This is a genomic window from Paraburkholderia aromaticivorans (genome assembly GCF_002278075.1).
GTDB lineage: Bacteria > Pseudomonadota > Gammaproteobacteria > Burkholderiales > Burkholderiaceae > Paraburkholderia > Paraburkholderia aromaticivorans.
This window is the reverse complement of the sequence record NZ_CP022989.1, coordinates 2394550-2416966: the sequence shown is the minus strand read 5'-3', so window position 1 is coordinate 2416966 and position 22417 is coordinate 2394550. Positions and strand designations below refer to the sequence as shown.

The 22417-nt window shown below is 64.8% G+C and carries 20 protein-coding genes; 13 read left to right on the top strand and 7 right to left on the bottom strand.

Going from position 1 to position 22417, the window contains the following annotated elements; genetic code table 11:
• Positions 1 to 66: 66 nt before the first annotated feature.
• Together CJU94_RS11085 and CJU94_RS11080 are read right to left on the bottom strand one after the other, a co-directional pair.
• On the bottom strand, positions 67 to 2004 hold the full coding sequence (locus tag CJU94_RS11085) for an MFS transporter (protein ID WP_095418724.1): 1938 nt from the start codon (positions 2002 to 2004) through the stop codon (positions 67 to 69).
• Positions 2005 to 2285: 281 nt separating this feature from the next.
• Entirely contained in the window at positions 2286 to 2747 is a 462-nt protein-coding gene (locus tag CJU94_RS11080) for a CBS domain-containing protein (RefSeq protein ID WP_007181102.1), read from the bottom strand.
• 240 nt (positions 2748 to 2987) lie between these two features.
• Here CJU94_RS11080 and CJU94_RS11075 point away from each other — a divergent pair, with 240 nt between their 5' ends.
• From CJU94_RS11075 to CJU94_RS11065, 3 genes are all read left to right on the top strand, one after another.
• Positions 2988 to 4340 (top strand): O-acetylhomoserine aminocarboxypropyltransferase, encoded by a 1353-nt coding sequence (locus CJU94_RS11075; protein ID WP_095418723.1) that lies wholly within the window; start codon positions 2988 to 2990, stop codon positions 4338 to 4340.
• The gene (locus CJU94_RS11070; protein WP_095418722.1) at positions 4337 to 5170 is read left to right on the top strand and encodes an alpha/beta fold hydrolase; all 834 of its coding nucleotides are present in this window, start codon (positions 4337 to 4339) and stop codon (positions 5168 to 5170) included. Before CJU94_RS11075 ends, CJU94_RS11070 begins: the two co-directional genes overlap by 4 nt.
• Before the next feature lie 168 nt (positions 5171 to 5338).
• Positions 5339 to 5659 (top strand): Mpo1-like protein, encoded by a 321-nt coding sequence (locus tag CJU94_RS11065; protein WP_012433756.1) that lies wholly within the window; start codon positions 5339 to 5341, stop codon positions 5657 to 5659.
• A gap of 119 nt (positions 5660 to 5778) precedes the next feature.
• Here the strand turns inward: CJU94_RS11065 and CJU94_RS11060 are convergent, their stop codons facing one another.
• Positions 5779 to 7098, bottom strand: a complete 1320-nt coding sequence (locus tag CJU94_RS11060) for a YihY family inner membrane protein (RefSeq protein ID WP_208645308.1) — start codon at positions 7096 to 7098, stop codon at positions 5779 to 5781.
• Positions 7099 to 7213: 115 nt separating this feature from the next.
• Between CJU94_RS11060 and wrbA the strand changes: the two genes are divergently transcribed.
• The 5 genes from wrbA to CJU94_RS11035 all read left to right on the top strand — a co-directional run bounded on the left by wrbA (position 7214) and on the right by CJU94_RS11035 (position 11539).
• Positions 7214 to 7816 (top strand): NAD(P)H:quinone oxidoreductase, encoded by a 603-nt coding sequence (gene wrbA / locus CJU94_RS11055; protein WP_095418721.1) that lies wholly within the window; start codon positions 7214 to 7216, stop codon positions 7814 to 7816.
• Positions 7795 to 8259 carry a DUF2069 domain-containing protein gene (locus CJU94_RS11050; RefSeq protein ID WP_095420299.1) on the top strand — a complete coding sequence of 155 codons (465 nt, stop codon included), beginning with the start codon at positions 7795 to 7797 and terminating at the stop codon, positions 8257 to 8259. The genes wrbA and CJU94_RS11050 overlap by 22 nt, the downstream gene beginning before the upstream one ends.
• Positions 8260 to 8425: 166 nt before the next feature.
• The gene (locus CJU94_RS11045) at positions 8426 to 9844 is read left to right on the top strand and encodes an FAD-binding oxidoreductase (protein WP_095418720.1); all 1419 of its coding nucleotides are present in this window, start codon (positions 8426 to 8428) and stop codon (positions 9842 to 9844) included.
• A gap of 50 nt (positions 9845 to 9894) precedes the next feature.
• Entirely contained in the window at positions 9895 to 10701 is an 807-nt protein-coding gene (locus CJU94_RS11040; RefSeq protein ID WP_095420298.1) for a metallophosphoesterase, read from the top strand.
• A gap of 115 nt (positions 10702 to 10816) precedes the next feature.
• On the top strand, positions 10817 to 11539 hold the full coding sequence (locus tag CJU94_RS11035; protein WP_095418719.1) for an SOS response-associated peptidase: 723 nt from the start codon (positions 10817 to 10819) through the stop codon (positions 11537 to 11539).
• 241 nt (positions 11540 to 11780) lie between these two features.
• Here the strand turns inward: CJU94_RS11035 and CJU94_RS41385 are convergent, their stop codons facing one another.
• The gene (locus tag CJU94_RS41385) at positions 11781 to 11939 is read right to left on the bottom strand and encodes a hypothetical protein (protein ID WP_167397527.1); all 159 of its coding nucleotides are present in this window, start codon (positions 11937 to 11939) and stop codon (positions 11781 to 11783) included.
• A 211-nt stretch (positions 11940 to 12150) separates the two neighbouring features.
• On the bottom strand, positions 12151 to 13089 hold the full coding sequence (locus CJU94_RS11030; RefSeq protein WP_095418718.1) for a LysR family transcriptional regulator: 939 nt from the start codon (positions 13087 to 13089) through the stop codon (positions 12151 to 12153).
• Positions 13090 to 13244: 155 nt separating this feature from the next.
• On the opposite strand from CJU94_RS11030, the gene CJU94_RS11025 reads away from it, so the two are divergent.
• From CJU94_RS11025 to CJU94_RS11010, 4 genes are read left to right on the top strand one after another with little or no spacing between them, the layout of a single operon-like run.
• A complete protein-coding gene (locus CJU94_RS11025; RefSeq protein ID WP_095418717.1) occupies positions 13245 to 14789 on the top strand; it encodes an efflux transporter outer membrane subunit in 1545 nt (514 codons plus the stop codon).
• A gap of 2 nt (positions 14790 to 14791) precedes the next feature.
• Positions 14792 to 17002, top strand: a complete 2211-nt coding sequence (locus CJU94_RS11020) for an FUSC family protein (protein ID WP_095418716.1) — start codon at positions 14792 to 14794, stop codon at positions 17000 to 17002.
• Positions 16992 to 17192, top strand: coding sequence for a DUF1656 domain-containing protein (locus tag CJU94_RS11015; RefSeq protein WP_095418715.1), 201 nt, complete (start codon positions 16992 to 16994; stop codon positions 17190 to 17192). Before CJU94_RS11020 ends, CJU94_RS11015 begins: the two co-directional genes overlap by 11 nt.
• 13 nt (positions 17193 to 17205) lie before the next feature.
• Positions 17206 to 18081: an efflux RND transporter periplasmic adaptor subunit gene (locus CJU94_RS11010; protein ID WP_095418714.1), complete on the top strand. Its 876-nt coding sequence runs from the start codon at positions 17206 to 17208 to the stop codon at positions 18079 to 18081.
• Positions 18082 to 18198: 117 nt separating this feature from the next.
• Here the strand turns inward: CJU94_RS11010 and CJU94_RS41570 are convergent, their stop codons facing one another.
• The gene (locus tag CJU94_RS41570) at positions 18199 to 18666 is read right to left on the bottom strand and encodes a hypothetical protein (RefSeq protein WP_208645307.1); all 468 of its coding nucleotides are present in this window, start codon (positions 18664 to 18666) and stop codon (positions 18199 to 18201) included.
• 185 nt (positions 18667 to 18851) lie between these two features.
• Positions 18852 to 20528: a methyl-accepting chemotaxis protein gene (locus tag CJU94_RS11000; RefSeq protein ID WP_095418713.1), complete on the bottom strand. Its 1677-nt coding sequence runs from the start codon at positions 20526 to 20528 to the stop codon at positions 18852 to 18854.
• A 487-nt stretch (positions 20529 to 21015) separates the two neighbouring features.
• Here CJU94_RS11000 and CJU94_RS10995 point away from each other — a divergent pair, with 487 nt between their 5' ends.
• Positions 21016 to 22275 carry an MFS transporter gene (locus tag CJU94_RS10995; protein WP_095418712.1) on the top strand — a complete coding sequence of 420 codons (1260 nt, stop codon included), beginning with the start codon at positions 21016 to 21018 and terminating at the stop codon, positions 22273 to 22275.
• Positions 22276 to 22417: the final 142 nt, after the last annotated feature.

Here is a 22417-nt window from a genome sequence, read left to right as displayed (position 1 = left end):
TGGTCCCGCCGGTCGAGGCGGTTTGCCGCTCCCCTCGCCGTTGCCGGATGGGCATGTCCGGCAACGCTACTTGCGCGCCCCGCGCAGTTCCGTGACGATCTGCTGCAGTTTCTCCGGCGTCGCCTGCGCCGGATCGAGCGGCTCACCCACCGCCAGCGTCAGGCGGCTCATGACGCCCTTCTGGATCGGCCGCGGCCAGCGCGCGTCGTCGGCTCGCGAAAACACGCTGCCCCACAGCCCGCGCAGCGCCATCGGAATGACCGGGGCCGGCGTGCGCCGGATGATCTCGGTCACGCCATGGCGGAACGGATTCATCTCGCCGGTCCTGGTGAGCTTGCCTTCCGGAAAGATGCAGACCAGATCGCCCTCGGCAAGCGCCTGCGCGCAGCGTTCGTAGGCGCGCGTCAGCAACTGCGCGTCCTGGTGCGCCGGTGCGATCGGAATGGCTTTTACGTGACGGAACACCCAGCCGGCGAACGGTGTCCTGAAAATGTGATGGTCCATCACGAAACGGATCGGGCGCGGACTCTCGGCCATGATGACGATCGCGTCGACAAAACTCACGTGGTTGCACACGAGCACGGCCGCGCCCTCTTCCGGAATCCGCTCGGCATGCACTAGGCGAATCCGGTAGAACGTGTGCACCAGCACCCACGCGATAAAGCGCAGCAGAAACTCGGGCACGAGCGAGTAGATGTAGGTCGCCACCACGATGTTCAGCAGCGCGGTGACGAGGAAGATCGCCGGAATGCCGAAGCCTGCCGCGGTCAGTGCCATGGCCATCAGCGACGAAGCGATCATGAACAACGAGTTCAGGATGTTGTTCGCCGCGATGATCCGCGCCCGGTGGCTCGGCTGGCTGCGGCTCTGGATCAGCGCATACAACGGCACGCTGTAGAAGCCGCCGAACATGGCGAGCAGGAAAAGATCAGCCAGCACGCGCCAGTGGGCGGGCCGCACGATGAATTCGCCGACGCTCAGCAGATGGCCCGCGGGCGGCAGCGCATGGCTCGCGAAAAACAGATCGATCGCGAACACGCTCATGCCGATCGAGCCGAGCGGCACGAGGCCGATTTCTATACGCCGCTTCGAGAGCTTTTCGCACATCAGCGAACCGAGGCCGATGCCGACCGAGAAGGTGCCGAGCAGCACTGTCACGACATCCGGATCGGCGGACAGCACGTTTTTCGCAAAGCTGAAAAACGACGACAGAAAAATCGCGCCGACGAACCACAGCCAGGATATTCCCAGCAGACTCAGGAACACGGTCCGGTTTTCGCGCGCCAGCTTCAGGTTGCGCCACGTCTCGCTGACCGGATTCCAGTTGATGCGCAGATCCGCCTGTGGCGCCGGCGTGAGCGGCACGAAGCTGGACACCACACGCCCCACCAGCGCGATCGCCACGCACGCGCAAGCCAGCACCACCGCGCCGTGTGCGACGAAACCCGCGCCCACGCCGCCGACGATCGTGCCGAGCAGGATCGCCACGAAGGTCCCCATTTCGACCATGCCGTTGCCACCCACCAATTCGGACGTGGACAGATGCTGCGGCAGGTACGAGTATTTGACCGGCCCGAAGACGGTCGAATGAACGCCCATCAGAAAGGTGCACAAATACAGAAGCGGCGCGCTATGCAGCCAGAAACCCGCGCCGCCGATCAGCATCACGGCGATTTCGAAGCTCTTGACGAAACGCGTGAGCATTGCCTTGTCGTACTTGTCGGCAATCTGCCCGGAGGTGGCCGACAACAGCACGAACGGCAGAATGAAGATGGCCGAAATCAGAAACGCGGCCGTTTTCGGATCGACGCCGGAAAAGCGCGCCGCCTGATACGTGACGAGCGACGTGAAGCCGATCTTGAAGACGTTGTCGTTCATCGCGCCCAGGAACTGGGTCCAGAAAAATGGCGCGAAACGACGCTGGCCGAGCAGGCGGAACTGGGATTCGTGCGCCTCGGGTTGACGGGCGGCGCGGCGGGCAGCAGGTAACGGACGATCGCTCATGAAGTTCCGGAAGCAAGCCAAAGAGCAACAAAGGAGAAAACGCCGCGCGCGCCATTGCCCGTGGACCGGGCGCCGGGCGGCGCGTGGCGGCGGCCTGCCGGCCTGTCCCGCGCGCTCGCGGCAGCCTCGGCATTGGCCCGGCTACAGGGCCGGATAAACAACGCTGGTCATGAAGCCGAACCCGGCGCCGGACACAAAAAAAGCGCACGCTTTCGCGCGCGCCTTGACCGCCTCTTCGCGCTCACGGCAACGGCTGAAGCGTCGCAGTGAGTCGCCGCGCATTAACGCGCCGGCTGCTGTTCCTGCTGCTCTTCCGGCCAGTCGCGGATATAGGCCTTGAGCATGCGGTTTTCGAAACCCTGCTCCTCGACCACCGCCTTGGCGACGTCGTAAAACGAGATCACGCCCATCAGCGTGCGGCTTTCCAGCACCGGCAGATAGCGCACGTGGTGCTCGAGCATCATGCGGCGGACTTCGTTCACGTCTGTTTCAGGCGTGCAGGTGAGCGGATGGTCGTCCATGACCTTGCGGATCGTGGAGGTGCCGACGCTGCCGCCGTTCTTGCTCAGCGTCAGAATGATTTCGCGGAAGGTCAGCATGCCGACCAGATCGCCGTATTCCATCACCACCAGCGAACCGATGTCGTGCTCGGCCATGGTATTGACTGCGTCGTGCAGCGTGGTATCCGGCGTAACCGTGAAAAGGGTGTTGCCTTTGACTTTGAGGATGTCGCTGACTCGCATGATCTGTCTCCCGTGATGCCCGCTAAGCTGGTAATACAACAATGACTTTCGATCCTAGCGGAAAGACCCGTAAAAGGAAAGCGGCCCGCCCACCAAGGCGCTCCGGAGGTTCGCAGGCCGGAACGCGAATCGGCGCACCGGCGCGCATCGGGAAAACCGCGCTTGAAGCGCTGCGTGCCGGTGATAGGATGGCCGCCACTTTCACCTTTCGCGAGGCCGTCCGTGGCCCCGCCGCCCAGGATGTCCGCCAACCGTTTCGACACGCTTGCGCTGCACGCCGGCGCTGCTCCCGACCCGACCACCGGCGCGCGCGCCACGCCCATCTACCAGACTACCTCGTTTTCGTTCCGCGACTCCGACCACGCCGCGGCGCTCTTCAACATGGAGCGCGCGGGTCACGTCTACTCGCGCATCTCGAACCCGACCGTGGCGGTCTTCGAGGAGCGCGTGGCCGCGCTGGAAAACGGCGCGGGCGCGATCGGCACGGCCAGCGGCCAGGCGGCCCTGCATCTGGCCATTGCCACGCTGATGGGTGCGGGCTCGCATATCGTCGCCTCCAGCGCGCTGTACGGCGGCTCGCACAATCTGCTGCACTACACGTTGCGGCGCTTCGGCATCGAGACGACCTTCGTCAAACCGGGCGACCTCGCTGCGTGGCGCGCGGCGCTGCGCCCGAATACGCGCTTGCTGTTCGGCGAGACGCTCGGCAATCCGGGGCTCGACGTGCTGGATGTCGCCGCCGTGGCGCAGATCGCGCACGAGCACCGTGTGCCGCTGCTGGTCGACTCCACCTTCACCACGCCTTACCTGCTCAAACCGTTCGAGCACGGCGCGGACTTCGTTTATCACTCGGCCACCAAATTCCTCGGCGGCCATGGCACGACGATCGGCGGCGTGCTGGTGGATGGCGGCACGTTCGACTTCGAAGCCTCCGGGCGCTTCCCCGAATTCACCGAGCCTTACGACGGCTTTCACGGCATGGTGTTCACCGAGGAAAGCACCGTCGCACCGTTTCTCCTGCGAGCGCGCCGCGAGGGCCTGCGCGACTTCGGCGCATGCCTGCATCCGCAAGCGGCGTGGCAACTGCTGCAAGGCATCGAGACGCTGCCTTTGCGGATGGAACGGCACGTTGCCAACACGCGCCGGGTGGTCGAATTCCTCGCCGCTCACGCGGCGGTCGAAGCCGTCGCCTACCCGGAACTGCCGACGCACCCCGACCATGCGCTCGCAAAGCGCCTGCTGCCGCGCGGCGCCGGCGCGGTGTTCAGCTTCAATCTGCGCGGCGACCGCGCCGCCGGACGCAGCTTCATTGAAGCGCTGTCGTTGTTCTCGCATCTCGCGAACGTGGGCGACGCGCGCTCGCTGGTGATCCATCCCGCATCGACCACGCACTTTCGCATGGACGCCGCCGCGCTCGCCGCGGCCGGCATTGCTGAAGGCACGATCCGCCTCTCGATCGGCCTCGAAGATCCCGACGATCTGATCGACGACCTCAAGCGCGCGCTGAAGGCCGCACAGAAAGCGAGCGGTTCGAGCGCGCCGCACGGCGGCGCATCCGGCACCGCCGCTCAACCCCGCCCGGAGTCCGCATGATCTTCACCGTTCAAGCCAAGCCAGCCTACGCGTACACCGGCGGCAAAGCGTTCGACGCGAGTCTGCCCACCGCCGTTTTTATCCACGGCGCCGAGCATGACCACAGCGTATGGGCGCTGCAAACCCGCTACTTCGCGCACCACGGTTTCGGCGTGCTGGCCGTGGATCTGCCGGGCCACTGCCGCAGCAGCGGTCCGGCGCTGACCACGGTGCCGGCCATGGCCGACTGGCTGGCCGCGCTGCTCGACGCCGCGGGCGTGCAACGCGCGTTCGTAGCCGGCCACAGCATGGGCTCGCTGATCGCGCTCGACTTCGCCGGCCGCTATCCGGAGCGGACGACGCAACTCGCCCTGCTCGCCACGGCGATGCCGATGACCGTCTCCGACACCTTGCTCGACGCCGCCCTGCACCGCGAGCCCGAAGCGATCGGCATGGTCAACCAGTGGTCGCATTCGACCATCGCGGCCAAGCCCTCCTGCCCCGGCCCCGGCTTCTGGCTGCACGGTATGAATCAGCGGCTGATGGAACGCGTCTCGGCACGCGGCGAACCGCACCTGTTTCACACCGACTTCACCGCCTGCAATAGCTACGCGGACGGCCTCGCCCGCGCCGCGCAGGTGCGCTGCGCCGCACGCCTGATCGTGGGCCGGCGCGATGCGATGACGCCGCCGCGCGCAGCCAGGGCGCTCGCCGGCGCGCTGGCACAAGCGGGCGTGCACGTCGACACGGTCACGCTCGAAGCCGGCCACGCGTTGATGACCGAGCAACCGGACGCCACGCTCGACGCCCTTTTCAGTTTCGCTTGCGGAGCACTGCACAAGGTTGGATGAAGGTTGCGAACCATCACGATAGCCGCGCCGGTTGCGGCGCGCCATCGGCCGAATGGCCAGGTTGCGCGCGTGGCCCGATAGCCGCACAATGGCTCAAGCCTGTCCTGCTTCGAGCGCGTATGTCGAGCATGCCGAAGCATCGGGAAGCGTCGCAATCCGGAGGCCGTGATGGCTCAAACCGCACACACAGATCACTTCGCGAGTTTCGCGGAGTTCTATCCGTACTATCTGAGCGAGCATCGCAACACGGTCTCGCGGCGGCTCCATTTCGTAGGGTCGCTCGGCGTCATCGGCTGTCTCGCCATGGCGCTCGCCACCGGCGACTGGCTCTGGCTGCCCGCGGCCGTGATCTGCGGATACGGCTTTGCCTGGGTCGGGCATTTCTTCTTCGAGAAGAACCGGCCGGCCACCTTCCGGCATCCGCTTTACAGCCTGATGGGCGACTGGGTGATGTTCAAGGACATCTGCGTCGGCAAGATTTCGTTGTAGCGAGGCGTTAGCGCCGCCGCTGCTACCAGGTTCACACGCCGGCCGGTGTGCTCTCGCCGCGTGAAGCCGCCTTTCGCGGCATCATGAGTTCGTGCCGCGTCAACCCGCGTCAAGAAGTCTCACGCCGCCTGATGCGGCATGGATGGCGCGCCAGGCTCGTTTTGCAAGGCGCGCGCCGAACGAGTGGCTGCGCGCGCGGCCAGCAAGGCGGCGAGCGTCACTTTCAGCCTGTCGTTATCCAGCGCAGCCAGCAGCGTGTGGCCATCCACCCGCGTGGAGTCCAGTTCGAGCTGATACTCGAGCTCCGCCCGGTCGATCACGAACAGGCCGAATAGCTGTTCGACCGTGATCTGCGCAGGATTCGCCAGCAACAGGAAATGCGGACGCGAGCCGTCCTCCTGCAAGCGCGCAATCCACTCGATCTCCTCGAGCTTTTGCAGCAGGTTGATCGTGGTGTCCATATCGCGGCGAAGCATCCGCGAAAGCTCGGGCACCGTGTAGCCACGCTTGCCCGCATCGCGCGCTTCCGAGAGCCGCGCGAGCAGTTCGAGCGAGTCGAACAGATTGCTGCCTTCGAAGGTAGGCCGGTGAAACTGGCCGATGCGAATGGCCGGCAACGCGGACGCGATCATCGCGCCCGCCAGCGTGATGAACCAGCACAGGTACATCCACAGCAGAAATAGCGGCACGGCCGCGAATGCGCCGTACACCGCCGTGTAGGTAGGAATGCGCCGCACGTAATAGCCGAAGCCGCGCTTTGCGAGTTCGAAGGCGATTGCGGCGGTCACGCCGCCGATCACCGCGTCGCGCCATTCCACACGGCAATTCGGCAGGTAGACGTAAAGAATCGTAAAGGCGGCCGCGGTGAGCGGCAACGCGGCGCCCGCGAGCGCCCACTCGATGACCGGCGTCATGCGCTGGGCCGCCGTGAAGGTCATGGACTGCGTGAACAGATACGATGAAATCGACAGGCTCACGCCGATCAGAATCGGACCGAGCGTGATGATCGCCCAATACACCAGAATGCGCTGCGCGATCGGCCGCGCCTTGCGCACGCGCCAGATCACATTGAAGGCGGACTCGACCGTCATCATCGTCATCACCGCGGTGACGAAGAGAAAAATCATCCCGATGGTCGTCAGGCCCTTCGCCTTCGACGCAAACTGATTCAGATAATTGAAGATCTGACTGTTGAGCTGCGCGGGCATCAGATGGTCGGCGAGAAAAATCTGCAGCGACATCTGAAAGGAAGCAAAGATCGGAAACGCGGTGAACAGCGCGAACGCGACCGTGGCGAGCGGCACGAGCGAGAGCATGGTGGTGAACGTGAGACTGCCGGCCACCTGCGGAATGCGGTCTTCGCTGCTGCGCTGCGCGGCGAACTGCGCGAGGCGTTTGAGCGTGTCGAGATCGAAACGCACCCTGGACAACAAACCCATCTCCTTGGCTTCCTGTAGCGGTGTTTCAGGGCCGCGCCCGCGACCTGGCCGAACGGCTATGAGTGGCCTGTGGATCGGACCCAGCCCCTATAATACCCGTTCACCGATGAGGCCTATGAAAGACATTCTCGTGCTCTATTACAGCCGTCACGGCGCCACGCGCGAACTCGCGCTGGCGATCGCGCACGGCGTCGACAGCGTCCCCGGCATGCAGGCGCGTGTGCGTACAGTGCCGGCAGTGTCCACCGTCTGCGAAGCGACTCAGCCCGATATCCCCGCCGAAGGCCCGCCCTACGTCGAACTGCGCGATCTCGAGGAATGCGCTGGTCTCGCGCTCGGTTCGCCCACCCGTTTCGGCAACATGGCCGCGTCGCTCAAATACTTTCTCGACGGCACCACGCCGCAGTGGCTCTCCGGCGCTCTTGCCGGCAAGCCCGCCTGCGTGTTCACGTCCACCGGCAGTCTGCACGGCGGCCAGGAATCCACGCTGCTTTCCATGATGCTGCCGCTTCTGCATCACGGCATGCTGATCGTCGGCATCCCTTACACCGAGAGCGCGCTGAGCACCACGCAAACCGGCGGCACGCCTTATGGCGCGTCGCATTTCGCGCGCGCGGGCAGCGCCGAACACGGCATCTCCGCGGACGAAAAGACGCTCGCCATCGCGCTCGGCGCACGCGTCGCGCGCACGGCGGCATCCATGAGCGAAAGGCCGTGAGCGAGCCGCACGCCGAAGCGGCCGCGAACGCCCCCACGCCTGCGCCGCCGCCCAACGCTACGGCCGTGCAGCGAAATCGCGCCGCCGCGCTCGGTGCGACCATTGCCCTGGTTGCGCTGATCGCCCTGTCCGTCGCGTGGGAGTGGTGGCTCGCGCCGCTGCGTCCCGGCGGGTCGCTGCTCGTGCTCAAGGCTGTGCCGCTGCTGCTCGCATCACCCGGCGTCGTGCGGCAACGGCTTTATACGCTGCAATGGGCGTCGATGCTGATCCTGCTGTATTTTTCCGAAGGCGTGGTGCGCGGCTGGAGCGACCGTGGGCTGAGCGCCGGTCTCGGCTGGCTGGAAGCCACGCTTTCCGTGGCCTTTTTCGTTTGCGCGCTGGCCTATGTCGCGCCGTTCAAACGCGCGGCAAAACGTGCTGCAAAACAGGCCGCGACAGGCTGAGAACCAGGCTGAGAAGCAGGCTGAGAAGCAGGCTGACAAGCAGCGTGAGAAGCAGCCTGATAAACAGGACGCGAAACAAACTCCAAGCCAGACCACGAACCAGCCCAACCCGACCGTCTGACCAGAACGCCCCGACATCTCGCCCGAACACGCTGACCGACCGAACATGACCCAAACCGCTTTCCTCGCCGCCTGCCGCGATGCCATCGGCGCAGCACAGGTGCTGACCGACCCGCACGACACCGCCCCTTACCTGACCGACTGGCGCCGCCGCTACACCGGCGCGGCGTGCGCGGTGCTCTGTCCGGCCACGCCCGAAGAAGTCGCGGCGCTCGTGAAGCTCGCCGTCGAGCATCGCATCGCGCTGGTCCCGCAAGGCGGCAACACGGGCCTCGCCGGCGGCGCCACGCCGGACGCAAGCGGCGCGCAGGCCGTCATCAGCTTGCGGCGGCTGAACCGGGTGCGTGACATCGATCCGCACAACAATACGATCACGGTCGAAGCCGGCGTGATCCTCGCCGAAGTGCAGAAGCACGCCCAAGAAGCCGGCCGCCTGTTTCCGCTGAGCCTCGCCGCCGAGGGCAGTTGCACGATCGGCGGCAATCTCGCCACCAATGCGGGCGGCACCGGCGTGCTTCGCTACGGCAACACGCGCGAGTTGTGCCTCGGCCTCGAAGTCGTCACGCCGCAGGGCGAACTGTGGGACGGCCTGCGCGGACTGCGCAAGGACAACACCGGCTACGATCTGCGCGACCTCTTCATCGGCGCGGAAGGCACGCTCGGCATCATCACCGCCGCCGTGCTCAAGTTGCATCCGCAACCGGCCGCGCGCGTCACGGCGCTCGCCGCGCTCGCTTCGCCGCACGCCGCGCTCGATTTTCTGTCGCTCACGCAGCGCGTCGCCGGGCCGCTGCTGACCGGTTTCGAATTGATGTCGGATTTCTGCCTGCGCCTCGTTGGCCGCCATTTCGAGCAGATGCGCTATCCGTTCGCCGAGCCGCACGCGCAAGTCGTGCTGCTCGAACTGTCGGACAGCGAGAGCGAGGAGCACGCGCGCGGACTATTCGAACGTTTAATGGAAACGGCGCTGGAAAACGGTCTGGTGCAAGACGCGGTGGTCGCGGAAAATCTCGGCCAGTCGCGGGCGTTCTGGAATCTGCGTGAACACATTCCACTCGCCCAGGCCGAGGAAGGCCTGAACATCAAGCACGATATCGCAGTGCCGATCTCGCGCATCGGCCACTTCATCGAGGAAACCGACGCGGCGATCGCGCAGGCCGTACCCGGCGCGCGCATGGTGACGTTCGGCCATCTCGGCGACGGCAATCTGCACTACAACGTGCAGGCGCCGCAAGGCGTCGACGCAAAGGCGTTCCTCGAACAGCACCAGAGCCCGATCAACCAGATCGTCTACGACAGCGTGCACCGGCATCGCGGCAGCATCAGCGCGGAACACGGGCTCGGCCAGTTGAAGATCGACGAGGCGATGCACTACAAGCAGGACGTCGAGGTGCAGTTGATGCGCGCCGTCAAACGCGCGCTCGATCCGCTGAATCTGATGAATCCGGGCAAGGTGCTACGCTAGCGTCTGAAGCTCCGCGTTCCCGTGCGGAGTCCGTTGCAGGAGTCGTGGTCGTGAAGATTCGAGTGCTGTCCGATCTGCATCTGGAGAACGACGAGCCCGAGCTGATCCCGCATGCGCAGGCGGATCTGATCGTGCTGGCGGGCGACATCCACAATCACGCGGCCGGACCGCGCTGGGCCGCGCAGACTTTCGACGGCGCCGTGCCGGTGATCTACGTGCCCGGCAATCACGAATACTACGACGGCGAGTTCAGCGCGCTCGACGCCGCGCTCTACGACGCGGCCGCCCAGGTCGACAACGTGCACGTGCTGAACAACGCCGCGCTGGTCGACCCGCAAGGCCGGTGGCGCGTGCTCGGCACGACGTTGTGGACCGACTTCGCGTTATACGGAAACGACGCGGATGCGCTCGCCGAGTCGATCGAGGCGTCGCGGCGGGTCATGCTCGATTTTCGCGGGCTGATCCAGATGAACTGGCCGCACGACACGCATGACGCAACGCGTGACTTCACCCCCGACGATTCGCTCGCCCTGCACCGGCAGGCGCGCACCTGGCTTGAAAACGAACTCGCCAGACCGTTTGGCGGCAAGACGATTGTCGTGACGCATCATGCGCCGCATCGGATGAGTCTTGCCGCGCGCTATGCGGAAGACCGCGTGTCGGCGGGCTTCGTCAATCACCTGCCGGAGCTCGTCGGCCCGCCGGTTGCGTTGTGGATTCATGGGCATACGCATACACCGTTCGACTACAGCGTGAACGGCACGCGGGTGGTCTGCAATCCCCGCGGCTACCTCGACCGGCGCACAGGGCTGCTGGAAAATCCGCTGTTTGCATGGGACAAGGTCGTCGAGATCTAGTAGCCGTTTCAGGCGGCTTGGGGCCGATCTGGGTAGCGAGCCCACCCATCAGACGCTACGCTGATGAAGTCGTCGAACCGCGGTTGTCGAATCCCTGGCCGCTCGGAGGTCGCTCATGTGTGGTCGAATCAGCCAGTACCGCGATCCGCATCGCTACGCCGAGCACCTCGGTCTTGCCGATCCGCTCATGCTCTTCGATGCCGCTGACCGGCGTCCCGGCTACAACCTCGCGCCCGGCACGCACCCCCTCGCGGTCTACCCGGATCAAACGATGCGCGCGATCCATTGGGGATATTGCCCCGCCTGGGCGCGAGAACAGCATCTGCCGCAGACGATCAACGCACGCGCCGACACCGCGCCGACCGGGCGCTATTTCGAGGAACTGTGGAAGACCGGGCGGGTATTGGTGCCGGCGGACGGCTGGTTCGAATGGCGCGTGGAAAGCGCGTCCGTCACCACCGCTAGGGAAGGCGGGAACAGGGCAGACGAGCCGGCGAACCGCCAGCCCTACTTCGTGCATCTGAAAAGCGATGCCCCCATGTATCTGGCGGCGCTCTCCAGCGTGCGCGGCACCGAAGCGCAAACGGAAGGCATGGGCATGGTGATCGTGACGGCCGTCGTCGATACGGGTCTTGTCGACCTCCACGACCGCCGACCGCTGGCCTTCGCGCCGGATGCGGCACGCCGCTGGCTGGATCCGTCTTTGCCGCTCGACCAGCTCGAGCAGCTGGCGCGCAGCGCGGGGCTCGCTGCCGGGCGCTTTCGCTGGCACCGGGTAAGCCACGAAGTGAACCGCACGCTCAATGACGAACCCGGTCTGATCGCAGCACTGAACTGAACATGAACGACGGGCGTGACGACGACCCTGACGACGGACCTAATGACCGACATGAGCTCGAAGACACGAGCGAGCCGTGACGCGCCGCGAAGCGATTCGGCAATCGCGGCGCTTAACCGGCCACCAGCGACCGGCCATGAGTGCAATGGCGAGCGCCTGAGCGCAACGAACCCGCGCCCCCGCCCGAACCGCGCCTCCTCCCGCAAACAGGCCACCCCCTAGACAAGCGCCCCAACGAAGCTCAACGGTGGCGCCGTTGTGCCTGCACATCCGGGCGCTCGACCTTGACCGGCACCAGCTGCGGCTGCTGTTCGCGCAGGCGGCGCAGCAGATCGCGCGATGCGGCAATCCCGATCAACCCAATCATGACGGCCACGCCGATCATCAGATGCGTATCCATGAATCCCTCGTGCTTCTGTTGTTGCGATATTGCCGAATGGCGGAAAATCCAGCGCCTCCGGTGCAATACCGCAGCGCATGAACGACACGTTAGCAAATCGATCGCGCGGTGAAAGTAAGGAAATGTTGCGGCGCGGCAGATATGTAACAGTCGGTCACACCCCCGCGCCCCGCACGGTCAACCTTTGTCAACACGCGCGCGCAGCACGGTTTTACACCCGCGCGAACTCGCGCAATTCAGCGTGATCCGCGGCCAGCGTGGCGGGCAGCTCGTCGCGCAGGAACTCGACCCACGTGCGGATTTTCGCGTCCAGATACTGCCGGGACGGGTACAACGCGTACAGATTCATCTCCTGCGACGTGTATTCCGGCAACAGCCACACCAGTTCACCACTTCGCAAGCCGCTGATTGCCGAGTAGATCGGAATCAGCCCGACGCCCATGCCGCGGCACACGGCCACCGCCATGGCTTCGGCCACGTTCACCTGGAAGGTGGTCGCGCCGAGGGCGATCGTTTCCTCGCCGTTCGGACCGTCGAAGGTCCATTTGTCGGTCGGAAACACGGGTGTGACCATTTGCATACAGGTGTGGTGCACGAGATCTGCGGGTGTTTGCGGCACGCCGTGCCGCTCCAGATAGGCGGGCGACGCGCACGCAATGCTGAACGCGCTGCCAAGGCGCTGCGACACCAGCCCCGAATCCGGCAGGCTGGTAGCGAGCGTGAGCGAGACGTCAAAGCCTTCGTCGAGCAGATCGGGCATGCGCTGCGCGAGCGTCAGCTCGATATGCACGTCCGGGTAGCGCTCCTGATAGCGGCCCACGGCCGGCACCACATAGTGCTGGCCGAAGCTCGTCATGGCGTGGACCTTGAGTTTGCCGGACGGGCGGGCGTGGGCATCGCTCGCCTCGGCCTCCGCCTGATCCACGTACGCGAGAATCTGCTCGCAGCGCTGCAGATAGCGCTCGCCGGCCTCGGTCAGCGCGATGCGGCGCGTGGTGCGGTTCAGCAGGCGCGTGCGCAGATGCGCTTCCAGATCGGACACCGCGCGCGACGCATAAGCCGTGGTCGTGTTCAGATGCTGCGCGGCACCCGTAAAGCTGCCCGCTTCGACGACGCGGACAAATACGCGCATGTTTTGAAGCGTATCCATAACTTTCCCTTGTGATCGGAAGCGATTGTTACACGATTCGCAAAGGCGATTGTCTCATAACACGTAAAAATGCCTTGCATCTTTACGTGTTATTCCGCAATTGATCAAAAAATATAATGACGCACATGCTTCTATAGTCATTTCTGGAGGAAATCGTGCAGTCTCCGGTACCGAAAGGGATCGCCGCAGCCGCGGTTCTTACGATCCTATTAACAATCGCCGGCTGTGCCAGTACCGGAGGCGTCGCGCCGCAAGCGAGCGGAGTCGAGCCGGCTTCGCTCGATGCGGGCAACGCGATCCGCGCCGCCAATGCGGACGCGCAGTGGCCCGCCGTCGACTGGTGGCGAGCCTATAACGATCCGCAGCTGAACGAATGGATCGACGCCGCGCAAGCGGGCAATCCAAGCCTCGCGGCCGCCCAGGCCCGCGTGCGCGAAGCCATGTCGATGGCGGGCGTGGCCCGTGCGGCGTTGTCGCCGCAAGTCAACGGCAGCCTGTCGATCCAGCGCCAGAAGTGGGCCGACAATCTGTACTACGGCCCGGGCCCGCTCGCGGGCGAGCAATCGTGGAACAACACCGGCACGCTCGGCCTGTCGTATCACCTCGACATCTGGGGCAAGGACAAGAACGCCGCCGAGCGCGCGCTCGACGCCGCTCACGCGAGCTCGGCCGACGCCCGCGCCGCCCAGCTCGAACTGGAAGGCAACGTGGTGCGCACGTATATCGAGATGTCGATGAACTACGCGCTGCTCGACATCGCCAGGTCCACCTTGCAGCAACAGCAGCAGATCGTGGATCTGGCCAACCGGCGGCTCAAAGGCGGCATCGGCACGCAGCTGGAAGTCAGCCAGGCCGAAACGCCGCTGCCGGAATACGAACGGCAGATCGACGAAATCGAGGAAAAAATCGCGCTCGGCCGCAATCAGCTGGCCGCGCTCGCCGGCAAAGGCCCGGGCGCGGGCGATTCGATCCAGCGTCCGACGCTTTCGCTGAACGCGCCGGCCGGGCTGCCGAGCGCATTGCCCGCGGACCTGATCGGCCACCGGCCGGATGTGGTCGCGGCGCGCTGGTCGGTCGCGGCGCAAGCACGCGGCATCGACGTCGCCAAGGCCGACTTCTATCCGGACATCAACCTGCTGGCGTCAATCGGCGGGTACGCGGCGATGGGGCCGCTGTTCCAGTTCCTGAAGAGCCCGTCGCATAGCTGGAGCGCAGGGCCGGCGCTGTCGCTGCCGATTCTCGACGGCGGCCGTCTGCGTTCGCAACTCGGTGCGGCCTCCGCGGGCTATGACGAAGCCGTCGACCGCTATAACCAGTCGATTGTCGGCGCGCTGAAGGACATTTCCGATCAGGTGATCCGGATCCGCTCGCTGGCGACCCAGGCGGAAGACGCCGACCGTTCGGTCGCGACCGCCCGCAAGAACTACGATCTGTCGCGTGAAGGTTACCGGCGCGGCCTGACCGACTATCTGAACGTGCTGATCGCGCAAAACCAGTTGCTGCACGCGCAGGAAGGCGTGGCGAAGATCCAGGCGGAACGGCTCGGCGCGCATGCGTCGCTGGTCACGGCGTTGGGCGGTGGACTCGACGATCCGGCCAACGGTCCGCAGGCCAAAGAGACGCTGCCGGCGCACGGCAAGGGCAAAACGGTGGCGCCCGGCTCGACCGCCAGCACCCAGCCTGCCAGGTCGGGAAGCTGACCATGTCCGCCTCCCCTTTTTCCGCGCCGCGTCCGGCGTCGTTCGCAGCGTTATACGCGGCCGCCGTCGACTGGGCGCGTAACGACGGCCTGACCTGGATCTATCTGTTCAAGGCGCTTGCCGCCTGCTTCCTCGCGCTCGGCGTCGCGATGAAGCTCGACCTGCCGCAGCCGCGCACGGCGATGACCACCGTGTTCATCGTGATGCAGCCGCAAAGCGGCATGGTGTTCGCGAAGAGCTTCTACCGGATCTGCGGCACCCTCGTCGGTCTCGTCGTGATGCTCGCGTTGATCGGCCTGTTCGCGCAGCAGCCGGAACTGTTCATCGTCGCGACCGCGGTCTGGGTCGGCGTCTGCACCGCGGGCGCCGCGCGCAACCGCAACTTCAGGTCGTACGGTTTCGTGCTGGCGGGCTACACCGCCGCGCTGATCGGCATCCCCGCTTCGCAGCATCCGGACGGCGCGTTTCTGAGCGCGCTCACGCGGGTGGCCGAGGTGGTGGTCGGCATCGTTTGCGCGGGCGCGGTGAGCGGCCTCGTGTTTCCGCGCTTCGCCGGCATGCAGATGCGTGGCGCCGTGCGGGCGCGCTTCTCGGCATTCGTCGAGTATGTATCGGCGTCGCTCGCCGGCCACAACGACCGCGCGCAGATCGAAGCGACCAATGCGCGCTTTGTCGCCGATATCGTCGGCTTCGAGGCGGCGCGCAGCGTGGCCGTGTTCGAGGGCCCCGACTCGCGCATGCGCGGCGGCCGTCTCGCGCGTCTGAACAGCGAGTTCATGACCGCCTCGACGCGCTTTCACGCGCTGCACCAGTTGATGAACCGCTTGCGCAACGCGAACACAAGCGGCGCGTCGATCGCGATCGATGCGCTCGAACCGTACTTCCGCGAAATTGCCCCCCTGCTCGCGAAATCCGGCGAGCCGGTGTTGACCGCCGCGGATGCCGTTCACGCCGCCGCGCAACTCGAGGCCTTCAAGGCCGAGTTGCCCAAGCGCATGCGCGCGACCCGCGCGGAACTGGAAGTGCATCCCGACGCGCCGCTGCTCGACTTCGACACCGGCGCCGAACTGCTGTATCGCTTCATCGACGATCTGCATGCCTATGCGGCCACGTATGCGTCTCTCTCAGTCGATACGCACGAGCGCGAGCGCTGGATCGAGCGTTATGAACCGAAGACGAACGCGATCGCGGCAAGCGTGTCGGGCGTGCGCGCCGCCATCGTGATGACGGTGCTCGGCGCGTTCTGGATCGCGACCGCGTGGCCGAGCGGTTCGACCTTGACGCTGACCGCCGCGGCCGTGTGCGCGCTGGCATCGTCGTCGCCGAATCCGAAACGCACGGCGTTCCAGATGGCCGGCGGCACGCTGGTCGCCACGGTGATGGGGATGATCGCGGTGTTCGGCGTGTTTCCGCACATTGACGGCTTCCCGCTGCTGTGCGCCGCGCTCACGCCGTTCCTGCTGCTCGGCGTGTTCATGACGACACGGCCCGCGCTGGCCGGCTACGGCATCGGCTATTGCATCTTCTTCTGCTTCCTGGCCGGCCCGGACAACGTGATTCACTACGACCCGAGCAGCTTCATGAACGATTCGCTGGCGCTCGTGCTGTCGATGCTGGTGGCATCGATCGCGTTCGCGGTGCTGTTGCCGCCCTCGACGCCCTGGCTGCGCAACCGCCTGCTGATGGATCTGCGCCGACAGGTGGTGCTGGCGAGCCGCGCGGGTATGCGCCGGGTGCGTTCGCGCTTCGAGAGCGGCGCGCGCGACCTGATGTTCCAGATCAACGCGCTTGCGCAGCACGAGCCCGAACTCAAGCGCGACACGTTGCGCTGGCTCTTCTCGGTGCTCGAAGTGGGCAACGCGGTGATCGACCTGCGCCGCGAACTGGCGGCGCTGCCGGCCGACGCGCGCTATGCGAAGTCGATGCCGTGGCGCGGCTCGTTGCGTGCCATGCGAGACGCACTGGCCGCGCTATTCGAGCGGCCGCGTGAAGACCGCTTCGACCGCGCGCTCGCCGCGACCAGCGACGCGATCACCGCGGTTCAGCAGGTGCTGGCCGCTTTCGCGCCGCCGCGTGAAGAACGGCACCAACTGCAACGCATTTTGAGTCAACTGCATTTCATTCGTACCGCGCTGCTCGATCCGCAATCGCCGCTTGAATCGCTGATGAGCGGACGTGCCGGCGCGTCAGAAGGAGTTCGTCATGCCACGTGATATCGCCGTGTTGGACGCGTACGTGCCGGCCATCGTGCTGCTGTTCATCGCGGGCGCCGCGCTTACCTGGGTGCTGGACCGCGTGATCGCCCATACGGGCCTGTATCGCGTGGTGTGGCATCCGTCCTTGTTCCGGGCCAGCTTGCTCGTGTGTGTGTGCGGCGTGCTCGGCCTCGCCGTTTATCGTTGATAAGAGTCGAAACATGACCATCCGAAATATTGTGGGCTTCGTCGCGACAGCCGTTATTTTTATCGTCGCGATTCTGATTGGACGCATGCTGTGGGTTCATTACATGGACGAACCGTGGACGCGCGACGGTCGCGTGCGCGCCGAGATCGTGAATATCGCCCCGGACGTTTCCGGCGCGATTGTCGATCTGCCAGTGAAGGACAATCAGCTGGTGAAGAAAGGCGATCTGCTGATGCAGATCGACCCATCGCACTATCAGCTTGCGGTTGAGCAAGCCCAGGCTGCGGTCGCCGCGCGCAAGGCCGAACTGCAGATGAGGCGCGATGACGCGCAACGGCGTGCGGATATGGATGCGCTGGTCGTGTCGAAAGAAAACCGTGAGAATGCCACGCACACGGCTTCGGCCGCCGAGGCTTCCTATCAGCAGGCTTTGGCGACGCTCGATGCGGCCAAGCTGAATCTCGAACGCACGCGGGTGGTGTCGCCGGTCGACGGGTATGTGACGAACCTGAGCGTGTTCCGCGGCGACTATGCGACGGTGGGTTCGGCCAAGCTGGCGATTGTCGATAGCCACTCGTTCTGGGTGTATGGCTATTTCGAGGAAACCAAGCTGCCGCATGTGCGCGTCGGCGATAAGGCCGAGGTTCGGCTGATGAGCGGCGGCACGCTGCAGGGGCATGTCGAGAGTATTTCCCGAGGGATCTATGACCGGGATAATCCTGAAAGCCGTGAACTGCTTGCCGATGTGAATCCGACTTTTAACTGGGTGCGGTTGGCGCAGCGCGTGCCTGTGCGGGTGAAGATCGATTCGGTGCCTGACAATGTCGTGTTGGCTGCGGGGATTACCTGCACGGTTGTGGTTACGCCTGGGAGCGCCAAGGCTGGGTGATTCGTTTGGGCCTGCTCGGCGGGGTTTTTTTGGGGTGTTGGCCTTTCCTTGCTTTCTTCGTGGTCTATTAGTGTTGCCCCTGTGCGGGGCAATGCTCTCAACTTAAGCCCCGCTGCATCAAGCGAGTTTGTACGCGAGATGGAAGTGGGGCTTGGCTTTTCTGGGTGCTCTTGGATAGGAGCGTGAGGGCTGTATCCGGCATCGGGTCTGGTGGATCACTTCCAGCACACCGACGAGGCCGTCCAGACAGCGCTGGATGCGCAGAAGACACGCGCCGAGGATGGGCTTGAGTGCGCCCAGTGCATACACCCGATTAGGACGGCTGGCATGTCTGTCGTCGTGCGGCGCATCGAGATCGCTGAGCAGGGTCAACAGGTTGTCGGCGAGGATTTTTGCGCCGAATAGCGCGTCAAGTTCGGCCTGCACGCTGGCGCACATGCCGGACATCATCAGCGCGGCCATGCGCGGCAAGGTCAGTGTGCGATTGCGGGTAAAGGCGGTGGGAGAACGACGCACGCGATCGGCGAGCGCCGGATCGAACAGGAATTCGGAGAACTCAGCCAGAAGCCGCGAGGACGCTGGCATTTGAGTTCATATCGTTGATTAATCAGTGAGTTATGCGATGAAGTTTACAGGGGCAATGCCTCGTTTACAAGCTCTTTGGGGCTTAAGTTGAGAGCATTGCCCCGCACAGGGGCAACGCTAATAGACCACCAGGAAAGCAAGGAAAGGCCAACACCCCAAAAAACCCCGCCGACCAGGCCCCCCACTTATAACCTGAACTTCCCCACCATCACCTTCAACCCCCGCGCCTGATCGTCCAACGACCTGGCCGCGGCCGTCGCCTCTTCCACCAACGCCGCATTCTGCTGCGTCCCGGAATCCATCTGCGTCACCGCGAGGTTGATTTCTTCGATCCCGGCGCTCTGCTCGGACGAAGCTGCCGAAATCTCGCCCATGATGTCGGTCACGCGCTTCACGGCCTTGACGACTTCATCCATAGTCTGCCCGGCATCCTGAGCGAGCGTCGACCCATTGCTCACCCGTTCGACCGAGGTACTGATCAAGCCTTTGATCTCCTTGGCGGCCGCCGCGCTCCGCTGCGCCAGATTACGCACTTCCGCTGCGACCACGGAAAATCCGCGTCCTTCCTCTCCGGCACGCGCGGCCTCGACCGCCGCGTTCAGCGCGAGAATATTGGTCTGAAACGCAATCCCCTCGATCACGCCGATGATGTCGCCGATACTGCGCGCGCTGTCGTTGATCTCGTTCATCGTCGCGACCACCCGGCTCACCACCTCGCCGCCCTTCTCCGCGATCTCCGATGCGTTATTGGCCAGCGTGCTGGCCTGCTTCGCATTGTCGGCATTCTGGCGCACGGTCGAGGTCAATTGCTCCATGCTGGTGGCGGTGCGCTCGAGCGCCATCGCCTGTTGCTCGGTGCGCTGCGACAGGTCGAGATTACCCATCGAAATCTCGCCCGATGCCGTCGCAATCGCGTCCGCGCTCGATGCAATGTCGGCGACCGTCGTCGCGAGGCCGCTTTGCATGTCTTGCAGCGCGAACAGCATGCTCGACCTGTCCTTGCGACCCAACGCGATCTCGACAGACAGATCGCCCGCCGCGATCCGGCTGGCAATTTCCTTCGCGTACGCCGGTTCGCCGCCGAGCTGGCCGGCAAGGCGCCGCACCACCCACTCGCTGATGCCGAACGCGAGCACGATCAGGCCGAGCGTCGCGACCGCGATCATCACGAACGACGAGTGGTAAATGAAGCCCGACGCCTCGATGGTCGCCTTCGCCGCCGTGCCGCGCTGCGCGACGAGTTCGTCGACGAGTTTTTCGAGCTTGCCGGTTTCGACCAGCAGCGACACGTCCTGCGTGCCGACCTGCCAGTTCATCTGGGAGAGATCGAGCGGCTGCGCCTTCACGAGCGTCACGAAGTCGCGCAGATGTCCGCTCCACGCCGTCACGGCGGCGGCGAATTTCTTCTGCTGGTCGACGGCCTTCGCGTCGGAGGCGTCGACGTACTGTTGCAGCGTACCGAGTTGCGTGGCGAGACCGCTCAAGCCCGTCTCGATGTCGGCACCGAGATCGTCGCGTTCTTTCGCGGTGGTCGCGGTGAGCAGCATTTTTTGCGCGCGGCTCGCGCGCAGCATGTAGCCGCGCGCCTCTTCGGCCGCACGGCTGGCAACGTGCCCCTGATCGTAGATGGATTGGGCGGATGCATTCAGGCGGCTGATCTGGGTCAACGCAAACACGCCGATCAGCAGCGTTCCGATCAGCAGCACGGCAAACGCGAGGCGCAGCATCGCCTTCACCGACAAACCCTTGAACCTGACCGCGCGCGAACGGCTGCGCTCGCCCTGCGGCGGCGTCTTGCCGGCCGCTTCTCCCTCCGGTACGAACCCCGCGCCCGTCTGGCCACCCAGCGAAACTGCTTTCATATTCCCCGTCCCCACGTGTAGACCTGCCGGAAAGGTCGGTTCCGGCATTGCTGCTCATCTCTCCGGGTCTACGGCACAACGTCTGCGATCTTTAGCGTCGCTCGCGCAATGCCGGTCGTGTGTCACCCGGTCCTCGACGCGCCGCCTCGTAAGCCTCGCGCCCGCGACCGGTTTTATACATGGCCAAAAATCGCCGGGTTGGTATTTATCGGACGAGATGCCGTCGGCGCGGAAGCGTCGCAATACCTCATTGCTGGCACCGCCGCGGTGCGCGCGCCGCCCCGTTTCGGCGCGCGCACGCTGTCCCTCCTCCGCGCCGCCTGTCCGATTCGCGACAAAACTTGTCCTTACAATTCAGTCAAGCCACATTAAACTTCGACAAATAACTGACTTCGCCAAAAACCGCGTCGACATGTCGCAGCACTGAAAACGGTGTTTGAACCGCACCGCGGCGTCAGATCACTCTTTCTCCTCTCTCATCCAGCGTATGCAAACGAGCCTCGAAAAAAGCGCCCTCGCCGGCGCGCCGACCGGCACCGCAACCGCCGCCACCGCCGCGCAGCCGGCCGCCAGCGTCCAGCGCACGGTCTACTCCGTGCTCGGCGCAATCAGCTTTTCGCATTTGCTCAACGACATGATCCAGTCGTTGATTCTCGCGATCTACCCGATGCTGAAAGACAACTTCTCGTTGTCGTTCGGACAGATCGGCCTGATTACGCTGACCTACCAGATCACCGCGTCGCTGCTGCAGCCGCTCGTCGGCATCTATACGGACAAGCATCCGAAGCCGTATTCGCTGCCCGTCGGCATGGGCTTCACGCTCGCCGGCCTGCTGCTCATGTCGGTCGCGCCCAGTTTCGGCGTGCTGCTGGTGGCGGCGGCGCTGGTCGGCTGCGGCTCGTCGGTGTTCCATCCGGAATCGTCACGGGTGGCGCGCATGGCGTCGGGCGGCCGTCACGGGCTTGCGCAGTCGCTGTTCCAGGTGGGCGGCAATGCGGGTTCGTCGCTCGGGCCGCTGCTCGCCGCGTTGATCGTGATTCCGCACGGCCAGCGCAGCATTGCGTGGTTCTCGGTGGCGGCGCTCGTCGCGATCGTCGTGCTGACGCAGATCGGCCGCTGGTACAAGCAGCATCCGTCGGCGAAGAAGGCGCGCGGCGCGGCCGGCCATGCCACGCTCTCGCGCAGCAAGGTCATGTTCGCGATGGGCGTGCTGATCCTGCTGGTGTTCTCGAAGTACTTCTATCTCGCCAGCATCAACAGCTACTTCACCTTCTATCTGATCGACAAATTCCATCTGCCCGTGCAGGCCGCGCAGGTCCACCTGTTCGTGTTCCTCGCGGCGGTCGCGGCGGGCACGGTGATCGGCGGGCCGATCGGCGACCGGATCGGCCGCAAGTATGTGATCTGGGTGTCGATTCTCGGCGTGGCGCCCTTCACGCTGCTGCTGCCCTACGCCAACCTGTTCTGGACCGGCGTGCTGACGGTGATCATCGGGGTGGTGCTGGCCTCCGCCTTCTCGGCGATTCTCGTGTATGCGCAGGAGTTGATCCCCGGCAAGGTGGGCATGGTCGCGGGCCTGTTATTCGGCTTCGCGTTCGGCATGGGCGGCATCGGCGCGGCCGTGCTCGGGCAGTTGGCCGATGCGACCAGCATCACCTATGTGTACAAGGTCTGTTCGTTCCTGCCGCTGATCGGCGTGCTGACGGTGTTTCTGCCGGATGTGGAAGGCAAGCGCGCGAAGGCCTGACCGGCATCACGGAAGGGGCATCGGGAGAAAGGCGCCGCGGCGCCTTTTTTCTAGCGCGCCGCTCATGGTGAACCCGCGTTGTCCGCCGAGCCGCGCGTGCTCTATGCTTGTGCGGATACCCGCGTTGTTCTCGCGCCGCGCC